Raw genomic sequence first — 21,762 nt, 5'->3', positions numbered from 1 at the left:
CAAGATTGAGCAAGCGCCCAGGACGCGGCCCGCGCCCCGCCCGTTCGTCCGGCCGCCCCACGGATCGGCTGCAAAAAAGTGTGTCCGGATTTGCCGCGGCGCAGCGTCTTGGCTGCGAAGGATACGCAATTGCATAAGAAAAGGGGGTCCCATGCGCGATCGCGTTGGCCGGGTCCGGCGCCTTGCCGCCACTGTCGTGCTGCCGATTTCACTGCTGGCCTGCCAGGGAACGGCCCTGGCGCAGGAAAGCGGCGCACAACCGGGTGCCGCCGTGCCGGAGACGGTCCGCCTGGACATCCCGGCCCAGCCGCTGCATGAGGCGTTGCAGGCCTTCTCCCGGCAGACGGGCATCCCGCTGACGATCCTGCCGGACACGCCGTCCGACATGCGCGCCGCCGCCGTTTCCGGCCGGATGAGCCCGGAGGAAGCCGTCGGCCGCCTGCTGGCAGGGCGCGAGGTTCCCTACCGCTTCGCCGAGGGCGCTCTGATCGTCGGTCGCGGCGTCGCCGCGGGCGACACCTCGGTGCAGGTGCTGGACCCGGTCCGGGTCGTCGGCATTCCCGAGCAGTTCAGCCTGCCGGCCGGCGAGACCGGCGCCACCGTGATCGGCCGGGAGCTGATCGGGGCGATGGGCACGCCGAACCGGGACCCGATGCGCCTGCTGCGCGCGACGCCCAACGTCGTCTTCGCCGACGACCTCTATGCCGTGGGGAACGCCGCCGGCAACGGCACGCTGACGGAACAGGACCTGTCGCCGGCCCGCATCAGCATCTCCGGCGGCAAGGACTACGACAACAAGTACCTGATCGACGGGCTGGACAACGGTTCGATCTTCGACGTCACCGAGACGAACGAGGCGCACGCCGACCATATCGGCATCCACAATCCGCTGGCGCTGTTCACCAACGCCGACCTGCTGGACGAAATCGCCATCTACGATTCGAACGTCCCGGTCCGTTACAGCGGCTTCACCGGCGGCGTCGTCTCGATGAAGCTGCGCGCCCCGCGGGATGTCTTTGGCGGATCGGCCAGCATCTCCCACCAGCGCGACTCCTGGGTGGACTACCATTACGAATGGGAGGAGCCCGACGCCACGGCCGAAAAGCCGAAGTTCAAGAAGACGTCCTATGACGCGCTGATCGACATTCCCCTGCTGCCGGGGTTGCGCAGCATGGTCGGCGCCTCCTATGTCGAGGCGGAACAGGACCGCGTCCGCACCGCGAACTACGACGACGGCACCCGGCCGGCGACGAAAAGCACCAGCGCCACCTATCTGGCCGGGATCTCGGCGGATCTGAGCGAAGCGCTGGTGCTGGACGTGAAGGGCCTCTATTCGCCCTACACGCAGGAATACACCCGCTGGAACATGGCGAACGACCGCCAGGAAACGACGAAGGACGCCTACCAGGTCACCGGCGACCTGCGCTACACCGGCAGCGCGGTCACGGCGAAACTGACCGCCGGCTACAGCCTGAGGGAAACCGAGCGCGACGCCCCCGACACCGCCTACACCTGGCGCCGCACGGGCAGCAAGACCAGCGTCTGTGCCGGCGGGACCCAGTGCGTGGAGGGCGGCTACGGCGACATCGCCGACAGCCAGGAGAACATCGAGATCAAGGGCGAGGCGGCCACGACCTTCCTGACGGTGGACTGGTCGGCGGGCTTCGACTTCAACCGGACCGAGGGCACCCGCAAGCGCGATGACGAGGCGGTGCATTACTTCTCCCCGACCGTCAGCAGCGCCATCGTCTGCGCGGATCCGAATGATCCGGGCTGCATCGCCGGCGAACAGGTGCTGACCCGGCGCAACTTCTATCCGCAGCGTGACTACTCGGCGGACGTGTCGACCTACGGCCTCTGGCTCCAGGCCGACAGGACGCTGGAGGTGGGCGCCGACTACCTGAAGAGCATCGACCTGCGGGCCGGCCTGCGGGCCGACTACGGCGACTTCTGGGAAAACCTGAACTGGTCGCCGCGCCTGTCCACCACCTTCAACCTGCCGGCCGATGTCGGCCTGACGCTCGCGGCCGGCCGGTACTACGGGACCGACACGCTGGTCTATGCCTTCTATGCCAGGGACCCGGCCGTCGTCAGCGAGACCCGCGTCGCGGCAAGCCGCAATGTCTACAGGAACGAATGGGCCGTCACGACGCCGTCCTACCCGTACCTGTCCGCCGAGGTGGACACGCCCTATTCGGACGAACTGACGGCCGCCCTGACCTTCCCGCTGCTGTGGGGTGAGGCGCGCGCCAAGTACATCGACCGCGACACCCGCGACGACATCGCCATGGAACTGGCCTCGGTCGATGGCCGGACCGTCCGCCGTCCGACGAACAACGGGCGCATCGACTACCGGTCGGTCAGCCTGGAATGGGTGAAGACGCTCGACAACCACGCCTTCATGATCAACGGCACGTGGTCGGACACGGACCGTAACATCCTGAACTATCTGAACACGCCGGACGACGAAGGCACCACCAGCGTCTATTACGACGGACGGGTCGTGAGCCGCGGGGACCTGTCGCTGATCGCGGACACCTACGGCCAGCCGGTAACCATCAACGCGGTGTGGACCGCCGACTGGTTCGACGACCGGCTGTCGACCAACGTCACCGGCAAGTACCGCTTCTCCCATGACGAGATCGTCGCCACGGACAAGACCATCCGGGTCAACAACTCGACCTACTACATCTACGAGAAGCGCACGAACCACGGCACCTGGCGGTTCGACCTCAACGCCGTCTACCGGATCGAGACCTGGACGGACCAGCATCTCGACCTGACCCTGACGGTGGAGAACCTGCTGGACTCGCGCACCTACACGGCCGATGCCAATGCTCCCTACGAACGGGGCAGGGCCTTCTGGCTGGGAGCCGGCTACCGGTTCTGATCCGCTGCCGCCGCCGGTCCCTGGGCCGGCGGCGGTTCCCGTTCCGGGACCGGCCCCAGGGCCGGTGATTTCCAAGGACCCACGACCGCGATGGCCGCATGAGCACGATGATCGAATGCAGACAGCTCCGGCACAGCTACGGGGACACCCCCGTGCTGCACGGGCTGGATTTCCGCGTGGAGGAAGGCGGCATCTTCGGCCTTCTGGGCAAGAACGGCGCCGGCAAGAGCACCGCCATCAACATCCTGATGGGCTTCCTGCGGCCCCAGTCGGGCGAATGCCGGGTGCTGGGCCATCCCAGCCATGCCCTGCCCCCGGCCGTGCGGCAGGACATCGGACTGCTGCACGAGGGCTTCATCCAGTACGACTTCATGTCGATCGACGAGATCGAACGCTTCCACGCCCCCTTCTACCCGCGCTGGGACCGCAGCGCCTTCTACGATCTGGTGGACCAGTTGAACCTGCCGCGCAGCCGGCGGGTCTCGCGGATGTCCTGCGGCCAGCGCTCGCAGGTCGTGCTGGGCCTGATCATGGCGCAGAACCCGCGGCTGATGATCCTGGACGACTATTCCATGGGCCTGGATGTCGGCTACCGCCGGCTGTTCCTGGACCTGCTGCGGGACTATGTGCGCGAGCGCGGCACCACCGTGCTGCTGACCTCCCATGTGGTGCAGGAACTGGAGAAGCTGATCGACCGCATGATCGTGCTCCAGGCGGGCCGTGTGCTCGTGGACTGCACGCGGGCGGACTTCATGGAGCGGTTCCGGCAGTACCGCCTGCCCCGCAGCGGCGCGACCGACGCCCTGCGGCGCGAGGGGCCGGTCGTCAACGTGGAGCGCAACCTGCACTCCGTCTCCGTCTTCGGCTACGCCGACCGTGCCGCCATGGCCGCCCACCTGTCCGCCCACGGCGTCGCCGTGGATGCCCTGGAAGAGGTGCCGATGGGCTTCGAAGACGCCTTCATCGGCCTGACCGGCCGCGCCTGAGGAGAGACCGATGCCGCTGAAGCCCCTCCTGCTCAAGGAAACCATCAAGCTGCGCCGGCTCTTCTGGGTGCCACCGCTGGTCGTCCTGGCCGCCCTGGTCGATACCTGGCTGACCCTGCGCGCCTTCAACAGCATGCGCGGTCCGGCCCAGCTCTGGAACGCCCTGACCTACAAGCAGGAGATCACCTTCGACAGCCTGGCCTATGTGCTGCCGTTCGCGGGGATCTGGTACGCCTGCGTGCAGTTCCTGCCGGAATGCACCGGCCGGCGGCTGCGCCTGATGTTCCACCTGCCGGTGTCGCCGTGGCTGGGGCTCTATGTCCCGGTCGCGGTCGGGCTCGGGCTGGTGCTGCTCTGCTCGGTCCTGGCGCTGGGCGGTCTGGCCGCCGTGGCCGGGTCGCTGAACCTGCCGCCGCAGCTCTGGGGGCCGATGGTGGAGACCGCCCTGCCCTGGTGCCTCGCCGGCATGGTGGCCTATCTCGCCACCGCGGCCACGCTGGCCGATCCGGCGCTGCACCGCCGTCTTGTCATCGCGCTGGCCGGGCTGGCCTTCGTCACCCTGCTGACCCGCACCACCATCTTCGCCGGCATGTCCGGCAGCCTGGGCTGGTACGCCCTGGCCTGCCTGCCCTGGCTGCTGCCGCTGGAAGCGGCGGCCCAGCGCACCAAGGAGAGTTCGTGATGCCGCCCGTCTCCCGTCTCGCCACGCTGTTCGTGGCCGTTCTGGCCCTGTGCTGGTTCCTGCCCGACCTGTATGACCGGGCGGCGCTGCCCGAGCCGGTGCGGAGCTCGGGCTACTACAGCGCCGATGCCGGCAGCTTCCTGGTCCGGGTGGATGGCCGTGACGACACCCGTTTCCAGGACGAACAGGGCAATCCCGTGACGGAGGAAGCGTTCCGCCGCGGTCTGCCCTTCCTCTACTTCGCCGATCTGGAGAAGCACGGCGAGTTCCCCGAAACGGTGGCCGGCGTACCGGTCACCGTGGCGGAGGCGCGGCGGCAGTTGCAGATGCTGCGGCTGGCGCCGCGCGACTGGAATTCCGGCGGGCTGAACCTGCACACCCTGATCGAATCCGCCCCCTGGGGTGCCCGGCTGTCGCTGCCGGACCACATGTTCCGGGTGATGCCGGCCGGGCTGGAATTCCTGCGCGTGGCCGACGGCCGCGTGGACCGGGACCTGTCCGACCGCTTCACCGCCGCCATGACGCGGGCCGGGGTCGTCTGGCCGCTGGTCGCCATCGGCGGCAACCCCTCCACCCGCAAGGAGTTCGACGAAGGCTATCTGCTGGTCGATTCCGCCAACCGGCTGTTCCAGCTCAAGCTGGTGAAGGGGGAGCCCGAGTGCCGGGCGACGGGGCTGACCGTTCCGGGCCGTGTACGGGCGGCGACGGTGTCAGAACACCAGCGCCGCGAGTTCATCGGTGCCGTCGTCAGCGACGATGCCGTCCATCTGGTGACCTATGACGACCGGCTGGTGCCGCTGCCCGCCGCCGGTTTCGACGCCGACACGGTGTCCGTCTCGCTGCGTACCGATCCGCTGAACCGCACGGTGCTGAGCACCGACCTGAGCGGCAGCACCGACACCCCCTACCACCTGACGGCGACGGACAGGGAGTACCGGCCGGTCCACAGCTTCGACCTGCCCCTGCCCGCGGAGTATCTGGCTTCGCTGGAACGGCGGAGCATGGTCGGGTCCGCCCTGTTTCCGCTGACGGTCTCGCAGACCTCGGAGACGGACGATCTGCTCCACCTGCACCTCGTTCCGGCGGAGCATCTCGGGCTGGCGGCGGCCGGCGGGCTGCTGTGCTGCGCCCTGCTCTGGCTCTGGCGCCGGCGCAGCCGGGCACCGCTGCATCCGCTGGAGCTGGTCACGACCCTGCTGACCGGGGTGGCGGGTCTTCTGGCGTTGCTGCTGCTGGGACCACTGTCCCGGCAGCGGGCCGCCGACGCCTGATCCCAGGGGATATCCGACCAGCCCGGCCGCCGCCCTTCCTGTCCCGCAGGGACCCCGGAAGGGCGGTGACCGTCCGGTGAACGGAAGGCTGTCAGCGGGTGCGGATGGAGAAATCGACGGGCACCACCAGCTCAACCCGCTCGCCCTGGATCTCCGGCGGCGGCGGCGGGAAGGGCTGGGCCCGGTCCACCAGCGCCAGCGCCTCCTCGTCCAGGCTGTCCACCCCGCAGGGATGCTCCAGCCGGACGGACAGCAGCCGGCCCTCGCGGTCCATGGCGAAGCGCACCATCGGCACGCCCTCCTGGCGCAGCCGGCGGGCCCGGCTGGGATAGCGCTTGTGCCGCTCCAGATGGGCGAACAGCCGGCTCTGCCAGGTCTGCACGCTGCTGGAGGTCTGCGCGGAAGAGGCACCGACGGCCGGAGCGGCCGTGCGGTCGGAGACCTGGGCGGCGGCCGGCGGAGCACTGCTCGCGGAGGCAGGAGTCCGCGCTTCGGCCTGCTCCCGCGGCCGGGATGGCGCGGCCTCGGCCCGGGGCAGCGCCACCTCCGCCTTGGGGCGGACGGGCAGCGGCTTCACGACGGGCCGTTCACGCGGCTTGGGCACCGGAACGGGGTCCGGCTCGGGGGTCGGTTCCTCCACGGGCTCGGGCGGAGGGGGCGGTGCCTCGACCGCCGGCGGGGCCGGGGCAGCGTCGGACGGGGTGACCGCCGGCGCGCTGGGCAGGGGGGCCAGTTCCAGCATGATGCCGGCCGGCGGCGGCGCAGGCGGAGCGGCGACGGGACCCAGCCAGCCGACAAGAACCGCGCCCGGCAGCAGGTGCGCGCCGAGCGCCAGGGCAAAGGCCCGGCCCCAGCGCGGACCCGTGTCCGGCGCCGGCGCCACCATTTCAAGCGTCATCGGGGCGAACTCTCCAGCCCGACCAGGGCCACCTTCAGATAGCCGGCTTCACGCAGCGCGTTCATGGTCTGCATGATCGTGTCGTAGTCCACCGTCTTGTCGGCCCGCAGGAAGATCCGCTGTTCCTTGTCCCCGCCGGAGGCGAGGTCCAGGGCGGACGCCAGCCCCTCGCGGGGCACCACGTCCTCGCCGACGGCAAGGCTGTGATCGGCGCCCACCGTCAGGAAGATCGGCTTGTCCGGCCGCGACTGCTGCTCGGCCGACGCCGCCGGCAGGTCCACCTTGATGTCCACCGTGGCAAGCGGCGCCACCACCATGAAGATGATGAGAAGCACCAGCATGACGTCGATGAACGGCGTGACGTTGATCTCGTGGCTTTCCCGCAGATCGTCGTCGCCATGCTCCATCTTCACCGCCATGGCGGATCACTCCGCCACGAGGCGCAGATCGGCGCGCCCGACCATGCCGCGGCTCAGATCGCGGGAAACGATGCGCATCACCGCGGCGCCGGTATCCGCGACCAGCCCGCGGTAGGCGGCGATCTGACGGGTGAAGTGGTTGTAGATCACCACCGCCGGGATGGCGGCGATCAGACCGAAGGCCGTCGCCAGCAGCGCCTCGGCGATGCCGGGGGCGACGACGGCCAGATTGGTCGCCTTTGAATCGGCGATGCCGATGAAGGCGTTCATGATGCCCCAGACGGTGCCGAACAGCCCGATGAAGGGCGAGGTGGCACCGATCGTTGCCAGCAGCCCGGTGCCCACGGCGATGCGGCGGCCGGCAGTCGCCTCGATCCGTTGCAGCCGCAGGGCGACACGCTCCTTGACGCCGTCCACGTCCTGCAAGGCGTCGGCGGAGAGGCGAAGCTCCAGAGAGGCCGCCGCCGTCATCTCGGCCAGCACGCCGTCCTCCCGGCTGCCCGCCTGGATCGCCTGCGCCAGGCTCTGCGCCGAATCGACACTGGCGAAGCCGGCCCGCTGCACGGCCCGGGCCCGGCGCAGTTCCACGCTCTTGGCGATCAGCACGGTCCAGGTGGCAACGGAGGCGAGCAGGAGCCCGATCATCACCGTCTTCACCACCCAGTCGGCCTGCATGAACATGCCCCAGGGCGTCAGGTGCGCGGCCATCGTCATGTCAAGGGCCTGCCCGGCCACGCCCCCGCCGTCCGCCGGGACGTCCTGTGCAAGGGCGGCCCCGGCCGCGAAAAGGGTGACGAGGGTGCCGCCGATGAAGCGGTGAACGGCGGAAGGCAGCAGGCGCATCGAACCGACCTTTCAGGAAAGGCGCTCCGGCCGCGTCGCACAGGCGCCGGCGCGGACCCCGGATTTGAGTGCGAATGATAATCAACTTTGTCCGCCCGTCGAGAGGAACCTTGCCGCGGCAGGGCAGATTTGCATCAACGCAATGGAAGGGGCCTGCCCCGACCGTGCAGGTCCCGGCCAGCACACAAAGTCGATGAATATGAAATGGTTCCAGGAACGAACATTAACAATGTTAATGCCAAGTAAAAAACTCAACGGCGCTGTTAACATTGGGTTCAAAAAGGCCGCTTTTTGAAGATAAAATTTACCCCCCTTTAAGTTACGCAGCCCCTTCGACTTGCCGAAGTCTCGTAAAGGTATATTTTTGCGACATCCGACGGTGCCGGGGGTGACGACCGTAGTCCCGACGCCGGGCGGAGCAACGAGGGGGACAACGATGCAGGCACTGGCAAGACTCCGTATCGGCTCACGCATAACCGTCGGATTCGCCACGGTTCTGGGCCTTCTGATCGTGATCACCGCCGTGGCATTGACAGGTCTAGGACAGGTCAACACCGCGTCGCAGAACTTCGCCCGGGTCAGCGCCCAGGCGCTGACGACGAAGGGCATGGAACGCGATTTCCTGGCGATGCGCCGCGAGGTGCTGTCCTTCACGTTCCAGGGCAACACCGCGGCGGCCGAGAGCCTCGCCAGTCTGAACCAGAACCTGCAAGCCGCCGCGGGCCGCCTCCGGGCCGAGATCCGCGACCCCGAGCGCCACGCCATGATGGAGGAACTGTCCAGCCTCGCCGACAGCTACATGGCCGGCTTCTCCCGCCTCCAGGACCTGCAACCGACGGAAACCAGGCTGACCGAACAGGACGTCTACGGCAACGGCACCCAGGCCGGCCGCACCCTGGACGATCTGCGGGCGGGCGCCCTGGCCGCCGGCAACATGCCGTTGGCCCTGGCCGCCGGCCAGTTGCATGAAGACCTGCTGTCCGCCCGCTTCGCCATTGCGGCGTTCCTGACGGATGCGCTGGACGACAAGGCGCTGGCTACGGCACGGGACCGGCTGAAGACGGTCGGCCGGAGCGCGGCCGCCCTGTCGCAGCAGACTCTCAGCCCCGAGCAGTCGGCCCTGGCGCGGACGGCGGTGGACCAGGCCGGCGCCATGGTCACCGGATTCGATGCCCTGGCGGCCACCGCACGCCAGATCGACGAGCTGGTCACCACCAGCATGGCCGAATCGGGCCGCAATTTCGTCGCCACCTCCGAGCGCCTGAGCCGGAACTATGCCGACTACCTGGAGCGGACGCTCGCCTCCAGCAAGGCGACGGCGGCCTCCAGCACCATGCTGCTGTGGACCGCGGGCATCATCGCCCTGCTGACCGGCATCGCCGCGGCGCTCCTGATTTCCCGCAGCATCGTGCGGCCGATCCAGGGCATCACCCGGGTCATGGGCGTGCTCGCCGGCGGCGACACGAAGGCCGAAGTGCCGAACCGCACCGGCCGCGACGAAGTGGGCGAGATGGCCCGCGCCGTCCAGGTCTTCAAGGAGGCGATGATCGAGACCGAGCGGCTGCGCGCCGCCCAGATCGAGCAGGAGCGCCGCGCCGAGCGGGAGCGCCGGGCGGCCCTGAAGCAGATGGCCGACAGTCTGGAACAGTCGGTGAAGTCGGTGGTGGATGCCGTCTCCGCCGCCTCGACCGAGCTGAACGCCTCGGCGCAGTCCATGTCCGGCACGGCCGTGCGCTCCTCGGCCGAGGCCGGCACCGCCGCCGCCGCCGCGCAGCAGGCCAGCGCCAACGTCCAGACCGTGGCTGCCGCCACCGAGGAACTGACCAGCTCGATCAGCGAGATCGCCCGGCAGGTGCAGCGTCAGGCCGAGCTGGCGCTCGCCGCCACCCGCGACGCCGCACAGAGCGAGGACCGGGTCAAGGAGCTGGCCGAGGACGCCCGGAACATCTCCGACGTGATCGGCCTGATCAACGCCATCGCCGGGCAGACGAACCTGCTGGCGCTGAACGCCACGATCGAGGCCGCCCGCGCCGGCGAGGCCGGCAAGGGCTTCGCCGTCGTGGCCTCGGAGGTCAAGGCGCTGGCGACCCAGACGGCGCGGGCGACCGAACAGATCGCCGAGCGCATCCGCGCCGTGCAGGAGCGCACCGACGGTACGGTGGAGAGCATCGCCCAGATCGCCAGCCGGGTGGAGGAGATGAAGGAGATCGCCACCGCCGTCGCCTCCGCCGTGGAGCAGCAGACCGCGGCGACGCAGGAGATCAGCCGCAACGCCAACGAAGCGGCCAGCGGCACCGAAGCCGTCTCGCGCAGCCTGGACGCCGTGAACGGTGCGGCCGGCGAAGCGGGCGCGGCCTCCAGCCAGGTCACCGCCTCGGCGGAGGATCTGGCGAAGCAGTCCGAACGCCTGCGCCAGTCCGTGGACAGCTTCATCGACCAGGTGCGCGCGGCCTGAGCCGGCCCCCCGGTCCGGTTCCTCACACGCTGTCGGCGGAAGCCTTCCCGGCTTCCGCCGGTCTGCGTCCGGAGCCGCCGCGCAGGCGGAAGGGAACGCTCTGGGTGACGCGGTAGCCCAGCGACACCGGGAAGCGGGCCGTGCAGCGGCGCGCGGCATCGTCCGAATCCAGGGCGGCGACAAGGTAGACCCGCCCCTCCATCCAGCTCTTGACCAGCGGGTCGCTGGCGTTGCGCCCGGTCGAGGCTTCCAGGAACTCGGGATTGGTCACCGTCACCTCATAGAGGGCGTCCTCCAGCAGGGTGCGGCGGTCGAAGACGATCAGATGGTCCTTGCGCCGCTTCGTGAGGGCCTCGATCTTCGTGCGCAACGCGCCCGCTTCCTCGTTCATCTGCTGGCGGTCCGCCTCGGCTTCGCCGAGCTGCGGCATCACGTCCTCGACATTGACGGCGATGGCTTCGATGCGCGCCTTCACGGCATCGAGCGCCGCCTTGCGCTTGGCCACCTTGGCCGTCGCCTCGCGCGCCGTGCGCGAGGCGGACATCCAGGCGTCGATCGCCTTGGCGCCGATCACGAAGGCGCCGACGACGAGCGCGAGATGCAGGACCCAGGTCAGTTCGGTCATGCGCCGGTATCGTCTGCGGAGACCATGCGGGTGATGGTGTTCGGCCGGAACAGCGAGCGCGGCGGAAAGGCGATCTCGATCTGCCGCCGCGCCGCCGCATCGTCCTCGGCATGCACGATGGCCATGTGCGTCAGGCCCTGCAAGACCTTCGGCATCGGGCGGTCACCCATGCCCGTCTCGAACAGCTCGGCGGCATAGGGGGTCTTGCCCTTCGCCGGTTCGCCGAGCTGGTGGATGATCTCGAAATTCTGGCTGGAGAGCCGGGCGAGTTCCGCCTGCATGCCGGCGACCAGCTTGGCGTGGCGGGCGCGCTGGTCGTCGGCCAGGGCCATGCGCAGGCGCGAATCCTCCAGGAACATCTGCGTCTGGTTCAGTTCTGCCTCGGACTGCGTGATCTTCTCGTTCAGCCCCTTCAGTTCCACCTGCGCCGTGCCCAGCAGCCGCTGCCGGTGCAGCACGCCCAGCATCCAGGCTACCAGCAGCAGCCCGTTCACGATGAGCAGGGAAATCGTCGTCGTCATCAGCCGGCACCGACCCAGGCAGTGGTCCGCATGTAGTTCTGCACCAGAAACCGATAGAGACGCGAGGCCTGGACGACCCCTGCGTCATCATCGGTCCGCAGGGTCCGCCAGGTGCCGGGCACCTCGCCCCAGCGCAGGGTCTCGAAATGCAGGCTGTCACGCCGGGCGCGCAGGACCTTCAACGTCTGCTCGTAGCTGCGGAAGGCGGCGACGGGATCGGCGATGGTGCGGTCGATGTCGTCGAAGATGGCGCGGATCTGCGCCACCGGCGCCTTGATCAGGGTGAGCGCGCTGCCGAGCTGGTCCGACAGGTCGCGGTCGCGCCGGTTCGCCTTCTGCACCGCGCGCAGCTTGCGCGGCATGTCGAACAGTGGATTCCAGTAGTCGCGCAGCGCCTCGATGAAGCCCATCTCATTGGTCAGGGTCTCGATCCGGTCCAGCGCCTCCCAGTCGCGCGAGCGCGGCAGGCCGATCTTCTCGGCCACGTCGCCGGCCGCCTCCTTGATCCGGGTCCGCACCTGGTCGGTCGCGTCGTCGCCGGGCAGTTCCGCCTGCGCGCCACCCAGGATCTGCCGGATCACCATGTCCGCCATCTTGAGCGCCGCCAGCCGGCGGTGCCGCTCCTCGACCGGCCAGGAGGCGGTGCCGTCCAGGATTTCATTGGGGATACGGTCGCCGTTGCGGATCCGGTGGACATGGCGCAGCGACCGTTCGACGATCTTCAGCAGCCGGTCATCGGCGCTGCCGACGGCGATCTGGAAGGTCTCGGCGATGCGGGCGAGATCGATCGCCCCCTTGATGTCGCCCATGGCGATGTGCATCACCGGCTGCCGCGACTGCGGCGACAGGGTGAACGTCACGCCGTCCAGGGTCAGGGCCCGGTGGCTGAAGGCGAAATGGGTGATGGCAGGCTGCCCTGCCGGCGGCGGCGGGGCCGGTTCGCTGCTCATGGCGGGACCGCTCCAGGGACGCGACGCCTGTTCAACATAGACGCCGCGGCCCCGGGTCCAAGCTATGCGAAGGTCCAGCGGCCCGAAGGGAGCGGGGCGGAGCCCGCCCCCCGGGTCTGCGGGATCACTGCGTGACCGGTTGCAGCGTCACTGCGTGACCGGCTTCGGCGTCGCCGGCGTGCTGGGCGGCAGGATCGGCACTTCGATCCGCGGCTGGCGCCCGGTGAGCGAGCCGAGGAAGGCGGTGATGGCGTCGATCTCCTCCTCCGACAGCACGGTGCCGAGCTGGACGTTGCCCATCACAGCCACCGCCTCGCGCAGATCCCAGACCTTGCCCGAGTGGAAGTAGGGCGCCGTCAGGGTGACGTTGCGCAGGGTCGGCGAGCGGAAGACATATTCGTCGGTCGCCGTGTTGGTGACCTGGAAGCGGCCCTTGTCGCCGGCCGGCAGCACGTCCGCCCCCGGCTTCTCCATGACGCCGAACGGGAAATAGTCCTGCCCACCGACATTGACGCCGTTGTGGCAGGCCGAACAGCCCTTCTCCATGAACAGGGCCAGCCCCTTCTTCTGCTGCGCTGTCATCGCCTTGGTGTCACCGGCGAGGAAACGGTCGAAGGGCGAGTCCGGCGTGATCAGCGTCGCCTCGAACACCTCGATGGCCTTTGCCACGTTGTCGAAGCTGACGGGCTCCTTCTCGCCGGGGAACGCCTTGGCGAACAGCCCCTTGTATTCGGGCATGCTGGTCAGGACCTGGAGCACCCGGTCGGGCGTGCTGTTCATCTCCACCGCCGCCTGGATCGGCCCCTTGGCCTGGGTCTTCAGATCCTTGGCGCGGCCGTCCCAGAACTGCGCCACGTTGTTGACGGCGTTCAGCACGGTGGGGGCATTGCGCGGGCCGGCGGCCCAGCCGTGACCGATCGAGGTTTCCAGCCCGTCCACGCCGCCGGTCGCCACGTTGTGGCAGGAGTTGCAGGAGAACAGATGGCTGGACGACAGACGCGGTTCGAAGAACAGCATGCGCCCGAGGTCCACCTTCTCCGGAGTGGCGGGGTTGTCCTTGATCGCCGGAGCCGTGGCGGGCAGCGGCTTGAACAGGCTGCGGGCCTCGTCCAGCAGCGGGTCGGCCGCCGCCGGGCCGATGGCGAGGGCGGCGAAGGCGACGCCGAGGAACAGGGATCGGAGCATGGTCTGGATCTCCCTTCTGGTCCCGCCGGAACTTCCGATGGATGCCGGCCGGATTTGATCTTGAATAAATCTAAAGAAGTGGCCGGCCGCGACATTTGACTTATCGCAATCCCTCCCCGCTCCTTCGGGCTGGTGGGGTGCGGCCAGTTGCCCTAGGGGTAGCCCGGGTCCAGCAACGGCGCCGCTCCGCTGGTCGGGCGCGCCCCGCCGCAGGGCGGCAATGCCGCGTGGCGACTTGATCCGCCGGGTATTCCTGTTCCATCCCTAGGCTGCGTGGTCCCGGTGGGGCCCAGGGGATGTACGGCAGGCCCGGAAAGCCCGCCGACCGCGACCGGGTCCCCGGCCGCCCGACGAAGGATCAGGTCGAATGCATGAGTTGCTGAACGGATTCCTGCGCTTCCGCACCACCGGCTTCCCGGAGCAGGAGGAGCGCTACCGCCAGCTTGCCCTCACCGGCCAGCATCCGCGTGCCGCGGTGGTCGCCTGCTGCGACAGCCGGGTGGACCCGCAGTCCATCTTCTCCGCCGGGCCGGGCGACCTGTTCGTCATCCGCAACGTGGCGAATCTGGTGCCGCCCTACGCCCCCAACGCCGACTATCACGGCACCTCGGCCGCGCTGGAGTTCGCCGTGCGGCGGCTGGAGGTGCCGTATGTCGTGGTGCTGGGTCATACCGGCTGCGGCGGCATCCGGGCGCTGCTGGACGGCGACCGGAACAGCGACTTCCTGGGCAACTGGATGCGGATCGCCGACGGCGTGCGCACCCGGGTGGCCGGCCGGCCTGACCCCTTCGCCGCGGCGGTGCGGGAGGTGGCGCGGCTGTCGCTGGCCAACCTGATGACCTTCCCCTGGGTGCGGGAGCGGGTCGCGGCGGGCCGGCTGAGCCTCTACGGGGCGCTCTTCGACATCACCGCCGGCGACCTGCTGCTGCTGGACGACATGGGCGGCGAGGTCACGGTCACGCCGGAGCTGGCCCGGACCCTGGCCCCCGCGGCCCCCCGGCCGCCCTCCCCCGCCGGCAGCCCGTTCTGAAGAGAATCGGGTTGTCGCGGCCCTACCGTTGCATGCCGCATCAACGAACTTGGATTATCCAAACGAACTCTCAATAATTCGACCTTCTTCGTGGAACCATAGATCGACAATGGCTGCATCGTCGCTATGCGGTCGCGGGGATGCCTCCCTGACCTTGAAGGTCGTCGGCAGATTGACCGACGTTCCAAACACCAGCGCGTGCTGCCGAGGCAATGACGGCAACCGCTTCAGGACCGACTCTGAGATGAACGGAGTCATCTGGCGAATCTGGGAGAGATCGTCGGGATTCTGGATTCGGTGAACCAGGAAGTTGGAGCACTGGCTGAGAACCGTCTTGGACAGTTCGCTCGGGCGCTGAGACGCCAGCAGCACGAACATGCCGTATTTGCGTCCTTCCTTGGCGATGCGCTCGAAAATCTTGGTGGCGTCGATGGAAAAGCGAGACGGCGTAGAGGCGACATATCTATGAGCCTCTTCGAGCAGTAGGTGTATCGGGAAGCGGTTTCTCGGTTCCGCATGGCGAAGAAATCGAAAAAGCATGCGTGCGATGACCGCACTGACCAGCTCAACGATTTCATCTTCGACGGAATTGAGATCAATAATAATGATCTGATTGCGTTTGGTGAACGAATCTCCGGCCGCCCTTTGCAGACCGACGATGTTGGTCAAAAACTCCAGATCGCTTACGGCCGCGTCAACGTCAGCTCCTTCGTGACGCAGAAAGGCATATTCTGTTCTCTCCTGGAGGGATCTGAGCCGCGTGACCATGGACGAGCAGTAGTCTCGGATTTGGCGATTGCCGTGAGCCTCCTCGTAGAGGATCGCGAAGTCGAGACACTCGTGTAGCTCATCAAAAGAGAATGGTGTCCGATTATAGGCTGGTAAGGGCACGTCCTCCCGGAGCTTGTTTCTCACTTCGTCCAGAAACGCCGATTGTTTGTTCCCCGAAAAATTTCCATACTGAAAATTGGGATTGAAGCGCTTCAGAAGATCCATATTCAGGTCTTTTGTCGGATACTTCTGGAGAAGGGAGACGACCCGCTGAAATTTCGATACGGGGGAGTCGCCATCTGCCCCTCGAAAACACTCGATGATGCAGGTGGCGACAAAGTGCTCGCGCAGCGCCAGAGCTTCTGGCGTATTGGCATGAAAGAGACTTGTCAGACCTAACGCCGTCCGAAGAACCGGCAATTGTGTTCGCTCGCTGGCCTGCAAGAGCAGTTCCCATTCTGCCATCTCCAGGAACCAATGCGGCATACGGAAGCCAGCCGCCGTGCCGTCGAGGACGACGCGCTCGACCCCGATGGCTCCCTCCTTCGCGGAAGCGGCCAGAGCGGCGTGATACTCGCCATTGACGTCGAAGACGACGAAGGTCGCGCCGCGGGCGTGATGCTCCTCCGGCTTGCTGAAAAGGGACTGCAAGACCGAGGCGACCGTGCAGGACTTGCCGCTGCCGGTATTGCCCAGGACGGCGACATGACCGCCGAAGAACTCGTTCAGCCGGACCTTGATGTCGTAGTTCTCGAACACCACCGACTTGCCGATGGGCAGAACCCGATAGCGCGTGGCCCCTTCGGGTTCGCAGGCGCCACCATCCGGGCCGACTGACGGCTCGACGGCCGCCTCGGTCTCGAAGATGCGATCGAGTTCGCCGTCCAGTGCATAGAGTGCGTCCGCATACAGAGACGGGAAAACGGACACACCGAAACGGAACGCGCCGCCACGCATCGGCAACATGCCGACCGGCACCACATCCAGATATTTTGAGGAGCCAGCCCGGTCGAAGTCGCCTCGCTCGGATGGAGTGCTCGCGTCGCGCTCACGCAGGCCGACAACCTCGACCACGACATATTCCGACTGCGACGGGATCATCAGGAACGATCCCAGCCGCGCCACATAATGCACACCGTCGAAGCCAACGACCGTGAAGTTGTCGGTGCCGACGTGCATCTCCACGACAAAGCGGTCGGCCGCGACCGAGACCACCTTGCCGATCGCGCGTTTGCGATCGTCGTGGCTCATGCCTCGCCATCCTTCGGCTCGTCGTCCCTTTTCGGCGCCAGTTCGGACAACACCTTGCGAACGGCGTCATCGATCCTGTCGCTGGGACGCTGCGGCATGAAATGCTCGACGATCATGTCGAAGTAGTGCGCCCTCGTTCCCTCGGCAGGACCGTCGCCTCCAATGATCCAAATGCGCGGGTCGCGCAGCGCCCGCAGCTTGGCGATCTCACCGGCCGTATCCGGCGCCGCGAAGATCACCAGACGGAACGTCGGGATCGTCAGCGCCTGGTAGATGATATTGTTCAGGTGCTCATCGCCGAAGGCGTAACCCGCCGTGATGAGAACGCTCTGCTCGCGCACGATCCGGGACTGAAATTCCCGGAACAGGTCCGCGTAGGGCGAGCCGAGCGAAGAGTTCTGCTTCGCCGGCGTCGGATAGATCAGCATCTGGTTCGTGGATTCCGGCGGCCAGACCTCCTTGATCGGGAACAGGCCATGATCGTCCTCGGTCCAAGTGACCGAGCCATGCAATTTGCAGAGATAGACGAAGGCGTCGACGGCGGTCCACTTGCGGCTGGCGACGTCGAGCTGCTCGGCCAGGGCATAGCGGAAGATCGCCGGGTTGAAGCGACGTTCCACGACGCCGGAAAAGCCGTTGGCATAGGGAATGCCCAGCCGATCCATCGCCAATTCGCTGAAATGATCGTAGTTGGTCGTGAACACCCACGGCCGGGGCAAGGACCGATCTCGCAGGACCAGCTTCTTGTAGAACCGCTCGTAGAGGTCGCGCACGGTGCTGTCGCCCTCCGTAGCGAAGGCCCCTTGGGTGACACGGGTCCATAGGAAATCCTGGACCTTCTTGATGATGCCGTCGAGAACAGCGCGGTAGGGGTGAAGATCGGGATTCTCGCTCTGGCGCAGCACGAACCGCTGCGCGAACAGCACCTCCATCAAGCGTTCCAGGTTCCGGCTGTAGTCCTTCGCCAGGTCGATCCCGAGCGCGTCGAGATAGTCGAGTTCGCCCTTGGTCAGCCGCCACGGCGCCGGGGCAGCGCCGACGACCGGCGGATCACCGTAGAATCCCGCCGCCCGCGCCGCGAGGGTTTCCCCGCAGAACTCCTTGGCCAGGGGCGCCATGGTCGCAATGCCGAGTTCCTTTTCGTCCCTCATCAGGGAGGAACATCCAGCGCCGAGCAAAAACGCGATATTCTTGGCGTTCATGGCCTCGGAAATCGCCTGGCGGGCGCTCTCGATCCCCTTGTTCCAGTCGAGTTCCGATGGATCGGCATCGCCGTTCCGCAGAAACTGGAAGGTCCGCTCTTTGTCAGTATCACTCATGCGCGCCCTCATCAGCTTCTTGAAGCTCGTGCTTAAAGGAATTGAAGCTGGGGATGAGTCTTTATTCAAGCTCGGAATGTGGACGTGATCGGACCGCGACCGGATAGCCCGAATCAAGAAAACCAGTCCCTAACTGACGGCGTCTGCAATCTGGGCAAATGCATGGACAGAACCCATTTTCTTCACTTCACCATCAAGGCAGGTCGCCGCGCCGGCCATGAGCCCGGCTGCAGGGTTTTGAACCGCCACTGAGCCGTAGAGTTAACGTATCTCCGACCAGATGATGGGCAGGACAGTCTCGCTCTTAATTAGGAAAATACGTCATCATCACTGGAATCGCGCCCCGTTTTGTGATGGAAATACTATTGTTCAACAGCGGCGCCCATGGACGGATTTTGCAAAAGGCCCCTTCACGCCGCTTCGGCCTGGGCGTGGCCGCGCAGGCTGGCGCATTCCTCCGCCAGCCGGTCGAGCAGATGCATCACCGCGTCCGAGGCATCCCGCATGTCGCGGACCGCGGCCGCGGCTTCGGCGTCCCGGCCGGCCAGATGGGCCAGCAGGGCGCGACGGCCGGCGGAATGCACCCGGGCGTGCGGATCGGCCAGCGCCACGTAGGACGGCAGCGCCCGCGTGTCGGGGTCGTTCACGGCGTCGTACCAGCGCCCGAGCCGGCAGGTGTGGTGGGTGGAGAGGTCGGCGGCGTCCAGCTCGATCCGACCGGCCACCGCGGCTTCCACCTGTTCCACGAAGGCGGCGTGGTCCTGCTTCGCGAGCAGCGTGATCTGGCGGGCGGACTCCGTCGCCACCAGCTCAACCTCGGCGGCGTCGAGGCCGGAGCCGGCGAACTTCAGGTGCAGCGTGCAGCTGCCGGAGAGGGCGACGACCGTGGCCTCCAGCGTGCGGTCCAGGCGCGGAACGTGCAGCGTGACGGGCGACCCCGCGGGCGGCGGCGCGGCCGCATCCAGGGCGGCACCGTGGCAGGACAGGTCGTGGATCATGCAGGCCCGCTGCTGCCCCTCAACGGTGAGCATGCCGTCCACCAGGACGGGGCGGCGATGGTCCACCCGGCGGTCGGCCAGCCGGGAGGAGGTGCGGATCGAGCGGACCAGGTGCCGCGGCAGGTCGTCGATCGCCTCGCGCAGATGCTCCGTGCTGGCCTCGACCGTATGGACCGCCCGCTTCGCCAGGTCCGTCGAGGTGACGACGGCATCCATCAGCTCCGTCACCGAGCGGGCGGCGTCCGCCACCTCGGCCACGGTGCGGGCGATCTCCCCGGTGGCGGAAGCCTGTTCCTCCACGGCGGCGGAGATGGAGGAACCGACATCCTCGATCCGGTGGACCACCCCGGCCATGGCCTCGATGGCGGTGGCGACATGCGCCGTCTCGCCCTGGATGGCGGCGATGCGGCCGGAGATCTCGTCGGCGGCACGGGCGCTCTGGGTCGCCAGGGCCTTGACCTCGCCGGCCACGATGGCGAAGCCCTTGCCGGCCTCGCCGGCCCGCGCCGCCTCGATCGTCGCGTTCAGCGCCAGCAGGTTGGTCTGGGCGGCGATGTCCCCGATCAGGGTGACGATGCCGCCGATCTCGCGGGCGGCCTCGCCCAGCGTCCGCACCGCCTCGGCCGCCTTGCCGGTGCGGTCGATGGCGTCGCGCGCGGCACCCGTGGACTGCGCCACCTGGTGCGCGATCTCCGCGATGGAGGCGTCCAGTTCCTCCGCCGCAGCGGCGACGGTCTCTGCCGCGGCCGAGGACTGCGCCGCCGCCGAGGAGGCCTGGGTGGCCCGTTCCCCCACCTCGCCGCAGACCGTCGTCAGCGACCCGACGGCGCGGGCCAGGTCGTCGGTATAGTCGTGGATGCTGTTCACCACCTCGACCGACTGGTCGCCGATGCTGTCCACCATATGGTTGACATCGGCCAGCGCCTTCTCCGCGTCCCCCTCCCAGTAGGTGGAGAGCGACAGCGCCATGTCGGCCATGGCGGCCGAGACGACGGCGTTCTGCAGCCGCACCATGTGGCGCAGGGTGGCGCGCCGGGTCAGCAGGCCGCCGCGGTCCTCGGCCAGGGCATCCAGCAGGCCCCGGATCAGGTGCAGGTAGCCGGCCATGTAGAAGACAGGCGGGACATGGGCGGCAAGGTGGCGCCGCCCGACCCGCTGCACGGACGCGCGGTAGTCCCCGTCCAGGTCGCCGCCGACAAGCCGGGTCCAGTGGGCGAGCTGTGCCTTCTTCGCCCGCTCCATCTCCGCCGGCGTCCGGAAATGCCGGGCCAGCCGGGGGTCGGCGGCCACCTGACGGTAGAAATCGTCCAGGATCGCGGGCAGACGGTGCCTGATCACCGGGGCCGCCTCGCGCAGCAGATCCAGGGTCGCGGTATCGGGCAGGATGAGGGCGTCGGCGGGGAGGCGCGGCTGTTCGGACATCAAGAGCTTCCAGGACCGTCGACGCGGCTTGCAGCCTTCGTCGAATAGTGATGCGGGTTCCGGTTACGCTTGACGAAGAATTACCCTGACGGCAATGCGGTTTTTTATTTGCAACCCTGCCATAACGTGACGCCCGTCACTGGCAGAGTGCCGCATTTGAGCGGATTTCCCAAGCTCTCCGCGGGAAGCAGAGCGGCACATCGGCCTGTCCGATGGCACCACCCCCGGCTGCGGCGGGTGCGCGCAGGACCGCACCGGCGCCCCTGTCCACCGCCCTTGCCCGCTGCCCTTGCCCGCCGCCCCTGCCCGCAGTGTCGCGGCGGCGGACAGACAGGATCAGAAGGACGGCAGGCCGAAACCGATGTCGATGTACCGGCGCCCCTCCACGGTGTGGTGCAGGGCCAGGGGATCCGCCTCCAGCACCCGGCTTTCGTCGAAATCGATGTCGTTGCTCTGGAAGACGAGGTGGAGACGGCCGCTGTGATCGCTGCGGAAGGGGAATCCCAACGCTTCGTTGAAGGTCCCACGACCGTAGCCGGTGCGCGAGCGGATCAGCGCATACATGCCGCACGGGGTCCGGACCATCCGGTCGAACGCCGAGAAGGCATCGCTCCGCCGGGCCTCGGGCACGAAATCCATGTAGTTCAGCCCGGTCACCTCGAAGCCGTAGCGCGTCCGCTCCCGCGTGCCGGCAAGGCGGAAGCGGACCATGCCCGGTCCCTCCACCTCCAGGACCACGAAACTGTCGAGGATGCTGCGCATCCTGTCGAGGTCGAGGTCGGAACGAAGGGGAACGCGGCCCCGGCCAAGAAGGCCCGCATAGTAACCGGCGAAGAGGGTCGTCCGGTTGCAGCGGAAGCCGAGAGCAACCCGGTCACAGAGGGAATCCACGGTTTCAGTCCACCTTGCTCTATTCTTAAAGTCATAGCCCATTCGGGTAGGTAACAAAAGGAAAAGGCGCACCCGGCCACTGAGTCGGCCCTGTGCCCTGACGAGGCCAGGGCGCCACGACAGCGCACCATTCTCCGGGCTGCAGGCTTCCGGAACGACATGGCAGAGATCCGTCTACGGTCAGCGCCCTGGCAGGCCGGAGAGAACGGTTGCTTTTGATACGAATACCGTCATTCGGCCCTGCCCACCCGTCGCCAGGCCAAGTGCTTTGTCAGACAAACACTAGATACCGAAACATTAATCTGTCTTAAGAAAGCGTTAATTCTTGCTTTCTCTGTGAAGCACAAGATCTGAT

Annotated in this window: 17 protein-coding genes; 6 read left to right on the top strand and 11 right to left on the bottom strand. The window is 67.4% G+C overall.

Annotation, left to right across the window (positions count from 1 at the left end; genetic code table 11):
- The first annotated feature begins 151 nt into the window (after positions 1–151).
- The 4 genes from RC1_RS18370 (at position 152) to RC1_RS18355 (ending at position 5,829) form a co-directional block, all read left to right on the top strand.
- Positions 152–2,890, top strand: a complete 2,739-nt coding sequence (locus RC1_RS18370; protein ID WP_012568956.1) for a TonB-dependent receptor plug domain-containing protein — start codon at positions 152–154, stop codon at positions 2,888–2,890.
- Between the two features lie 98 nt (positions 2,891–2,988).
- Positions 2,989–3,876, top strand: a complete 888-nt coding sequence (locus tag RC1_RS18365) for an ABC transporter ATP-binding protein (RefSeq protein ID WP_012568954.1) — start codon at positions 2,989–2,991, stop codon at positions 3,874–3,876.
- A 10-nt stretch (positions 3,877–3,886) separates the two neighbouring features.
- Positions 3,887–4,558, top strand: a complete 672-nt coding sequence (locus tag RC1_RS18360) for a hypothetical protein (protein ID WP_012568953.1) — start codon at positions 3,887–3,889, stop codon at positions 4,556–4,558.
- Positions 4,558–5,829, top strand: a complete 1,272-nt coding sequence (locus tag RC1_RS18355; protein WP_012568952.1) for a DUF4857 domain-containing protein — start codon at positions 4,558–4,560, stop codon at positions 5,827–5,829. Before RC1_RS18360 ends, RC1_RS18355 begins: the two co-directional genes overlap by 1 nt.
- 91 nt (positions 5,830–5,920) lie before the next feature.
- On the opposite strand, the gene RC1_RS18350 is transcribed toward RC1_RS18355, so the two are convergent.
- From RC1_RS18350 to exbB, 3 genes are read right to left on the bottom strand one after another with little or no spacing between them, the layout of a single operon-like run.
- The gene (locus RC1_RS18350) at positions 5,921–6,727 is read right to left on the bottom strand and encodes an energy transducer TonB (protein ID WP_012568951.1); all 807 of its coding nucleotides are present in this window, start codon (positions 6,725–6,727) and stop codon (positions 5,921–5,923) included.
- Positions 6,724–7,146 (bottom strand): TonB system transport protein ExbD, encoded by a 423-nt coding sequence (exbD, locus tag RC1_RS18345; RefSeq protein ID WP_012568950.1) that lies wholly within the window; start codon positions 7,144–7,146, stop codon positions 6,724–6,726. Before exbD ends, RC1_RS18350 begins: the two co-directional genes overlap by 4 nt.
- 6 nt (positions 7,147–7,152) lie before the next feature.
- Positions 7,153–7,989, bottom strand: coding sequence for a tonB-system energizer ExbB (gene exbB, locus RC1_RS18340; protein ID WP_012568949.1), 837 nt, complete (start codon positions 7,987–7,989; stop codon positions 7,153–7,155).
- 436 nt (positions 7,990–8,425) lie between these two features.
- Here exbB and RC1_RS18335 point away from each other — a divergent pair, with 436 nt between their 5' ends.
- Entirely contained in the window at positions 8,426–10,444 is a 2,019-nt protein-coding gene (locus tag RC1_RS18335; RefSeq protein ID WP_012568948.1) for a methyl-accepting chemotaxis protein, read from the top strand.
- A 22-nt stretch (positions 10,445–10,466) separates the two neighbouring features.
- Here RC1_RS18335 and RC1_RS18330 read toward each other — a convergent pair whose 3' ends face one another.
- The 4 genes from RC1_RS18330 to RC1_RS18315 all read right to left on the bottom strand — a co-directional run bounded on the left by RC1_RS18330 (position 10,467) and on the right by RC1_RS18315 (position 13,725).
- Positions 10,467–11,069 carry a hypothetical protein gene (locus RC1_RS18330; protein WP_012568947.1) on the bottom strand — a complete coding sequence of 201 codons (603 nt, stop codon included), beginning with the start codon at positions 11,067–11,069 and terminating at the stop codon, positions 10,467–10,469.
- Positions 11,066–11,590: a hypothetical protein gene (locus RC1_RS18325; RefSeq protein ID WP_012568946.1), complete on the bottom strand. Its 525-nt coding sequence runs from the start codon at positions 11,588–11,590 to the stop codon at positions 11,066–11,068. Before RC1_RS18325 ends, RC1_RS18330 begins: the two co-directional genes overlap by 4 nt.
- Positions 11,590–12,540: a hypothetical protein gene (locus tag RC1_RS18320; RefSeq protein ID WP_012568945.1), complete on the bottom strand. Its 951-nt coding sequence runs from the start codon at positions 12,538–12,540 to the stop codon at positions 11,590–11,592. The genes RC1_RS18325 and RC1_RS18320 overlap by 1 nt, the downstream gene beginning before the upstream one ends.
- Positions 12,541–12,687: 147 nt before the next feature.
- Positions 12,688–13,725, bottom strand: coding sequence for a cytochrome-c peroxidase (locus tag RC1_RS18315; protein ID WP_012568944.1), 1,038 nt, complete (start codon positions 13,723–13,725; stop codon positions 12,688–12,690).
- Positions 13,726–14,092: 367 nt separating this feature from the next.
- Between RC1_RS18315 and RC1_RS18310 the strand changes: the two genes are divergently transcribed.
- Complete coding sequence (locus tag RC1_RS18310) at positions 14,093–14,755, top strand: carbonic anhydrase (RefSeq protein WP_012568943.1); 663 nt, start codon at positions 14,093–14,095, stop codon at positions 14,753–14,755.
- A 54-nt stretch (positions 14,756–14,809) separates the two neighbouring features.
- Here RC1_RS18310 and RC1_RS18305 read toward each other — a convergent pair whose 3' ends face one another.
- The 4 genes from RC1_RS18305 to RC1_RS18290 form a co-directional block, all read right to left on the bottom strand.
- Positions 14,810–16,777: an ATP-binding protein gene (locus RC1_RS18305; protein WP_012568942.1), complete on the bottom strand. Its 1,968-nt coding sequence runs from the start codon at positions 16,775–16,777 to the stop codon at positions 14,810–14,812.
- A complete protein-coding gene (locus tag RC1_RS18300) occupies positions 16,774–18,096 on the bottom strand; it encodes an SIR2 family protein (RefSeq protein ID WP_012568941.1) in 1,323 nt (440 codons plus the stop codon). Before RC1_RS18300 ends, RC1_RS18305 begins: the two co-directional genes overlap by 4 nt.
- Before the next feature lie 410 nt (positions 18,097–18,506).
- Entirely contained in the window at positions 18,507–20,516 is a 2,010-nt protein-coding gene (locus tag RC1_RS22575; protein WP_012568940.1) for a protoglobin domain-containing protein, read from the bottom strand.
- 336 nt (positions 20,517–20,852) lie between these two features.
- Entirely contained in the window at positions 20,853–21,407 is a 555-nt protein-coding gene (locus RC1_RS18290; RefSeq protein WP_184446255.1) for a PAS domain-containing protein, read from the bottom strand.
- Positions 21,408–21,762 lie beyond the last annotated feature (355 nt).

The sequence above is a fragment of the Rhodospirillum centenum SW genome (genome assembly GCF_000016185.1).
Taxonomy (GTDB): Bacteria; Pseudomonadota; Alphaproteobacteria; order Azospirillales; family Azospirillaceae; genus Rhodocista; species Rhodocista centena.
Note: the sequence above shows the minus strand (reverse complement) of the source record. Positions and strands in the feature narration are given on the sequence as shown.